The sequence below is a fragment of the Melghirimyces profundicolus genome, from assembly GCF_003054245.1.
In the GTDB taxonomy this organism is placed as follows: Bacteria; Bacillota; Bacilli; order Thermoactinomycetales; family DSM-45169; genus Melghirimyces; species Melghirimyces profundicolus.
On record NZ_QBKR01000060.1, the window covers coordinates 1 to 1,833 of the forward strand.

The 1,833-nt window shown below is 49.5% G+C and carries 3 protein-coding genes and 1 pseudogene; all 4 read left to right on the plus strand.

What is annotated here, in order from left to right:
- The coding region (locus C8P63_RS19340) for a hypothetical protein (protein ID WP_108026903.1) at positions 1 to 405 on the plus strand (405 nt) is incomplete at its 5' end.
- Positions 406 to 461: 56 nt separating this feature from the next.
- Positions 462 to 698 (plus strand): hypothetical protein, encoded by a 237-nt coding sequence (locus C8P63_RS18645; protein ID WP_108026906.1) that lies wholly within the window; start codon positions 462 to 464, stop codon positions 696 to 698.
- An 80-nt stretch (positions 699 to 778) separates the two neighbouring features.
- Positions 779 to 994, plus strand: coding sequence for a hypothetical protein (locus C8P63_RS19415; protein ID WP_211308318.1), 216 nt, complete (start codon positions 779 to 781; stop codon positions 992 to 994).
- 227 nt (positions 995 to 1,221) lie between these two features.
- Positions 1,222 to 1,833 (plus strand): annotated as a pseudogene (locus C8P63_RS19420) (hypothetical protein); the annotation flags it as partial.

The following is a 1,833-nucleotide window of genomic DNA, read 5'->3' on the forward strand; positions in this document are numbered from 1 at the left end:
AGTACACCTTGGGGGAGAATCTTCAAAGGTGGTAATAAACTCTTAAACGCACTTGATGAAGGCTTTGAGAGTTTGTCCAGAAGATGGTCGAATGGTGGGGCAAGTGGTGGAGCTAAAGCAAATCCTTATGACATTGCTAAAAATGGAGGGAAACATAAAGGATTCTATAAGCAATATGTCGAAAAAACAGATGAACAAATACAAAAAGGAATCGATTCTCTAAATAAACAAATACAAGAACATAGGGATAAGATAAAAAATCCCGAAAAGTATATTCCCCATTTCAAAGAGCTTGATCCAAGACAACAAAATGCATTAATTAACAAGAAGTGGCCGGGGGATATTCAACGTCAAATGGAGCAAAAAGCAATTTTAGAAGGAATTTTGAAAAGCAGACGTTATTAAAAAGATCGAGGCAGTCTTTTGTTAGACTGCCTCAAAAAATCAGAGGAGGCATAGCAATGGATAAAAATCTTGAACATTTTATTGTAGATCTAGTAAATATAATACAAGAAAAATATAACAGAACATTGAGAATAAATGAGGATGAAGATGACTTAAGTAAATGTTTTCGGCAAGGGGAGAATTTTGCTTATTATGATGTTCTAGATTTAATTAATTCACAACTTGAATCATTTGGTTATGATCGATCTAAAATTGGAAAAATCATTCCTGATAAATTTGGTACTAAAATATAAAAAGGGAAATTAACCCTTGGAAATTGACGAACGGAGCTTGGTGACGGAAGAAGGAGTCCGCCTCGGACCCGGAACCCAAGGTGACGACCTTCACCTACACCCCGCGGGGGCAGAAGCTGAAGGAGACCAAGGCCAACGGCAACACCGTCGACTACACCTACTACCTGGACGGTCTGTTGAAGCACCAGGTGGAGAAGAAGTCCGACGGCACGATCGTCAACGAGCACACCATCGAGTACAACGCCATAGCGCGACCGGGGAGCAAAGCGACCCCAGGCGCGACTTGTACTCGATGAGTGGAACGGCCACCGGGTGAAAGATACGGCCAAGAAGATGAACGCGGACAACCACGCGGACTACATCCACCATGTCCACACCTACGAATACGATCCGCGGGACCGGGTGACGAAGAAGACCAAGAAAGACACCGCTGGCAACGTCCTGGAGACGGAGACGTATCAGTACGATGCCAACAACAACGTCATCCAGCAGACGGTGGACGGCACCACGACGACGTACCACTATGACCGGAACCGGCTGTTGTCCGCGGACATCGGCGGCCACGGTCGCCTACAACTACGATCCCTTCGGGCGGCTGAACAGCGTCACCGCCGCCGGAGAAGTGATCGAGAAGTATACCTACGACAGCTTCGACCGGGTCGCGGAACACAGCAAGCTGCAGGAGGACGGCTCCACCAAAAAGACGAGCTACGTCTACGACCCGCTGGACCGGACCGTGAGCCGGACGGAAGGGACGAAGACCACGGACTTCCACTACCTGGGCTTGTCCGGTCAGGTGCTGAACGAAGAAGTGGCCGGGGAGATCCAGAAGTCCTACCAGTACAGCCCCTGGGGCGAGCGGCTCTCCATGGTGAAGCACAACAGCGACGGGACGGAGGAAGACTCCTACTACGGCTACAACCCCCACACTGACACGGAAGTGCTCACTGACGAAAAACGGCAATACCCGGGCCACCTATGGCTACACCGCCTACGGGAAACCCGACGAAGAAGAATTTACCGGCGTGGACAAACCGGACCCGCAGACCCCGGACCAAGAACCCTACAACGTCTACCGCTTCAATGCCAAACGCTGGGATGCCACCACCGGCAAGATCGACATGGGCTTCCGGGA

Coding starts and splice junctions, on each gene's coding strand:
- C8P63_RS18645 (WP_108026906.1), top strand. CDS start 462: ATGGATAAAAATCTTGAACATTTTATTGTAGATCTAGTAAATATAATA.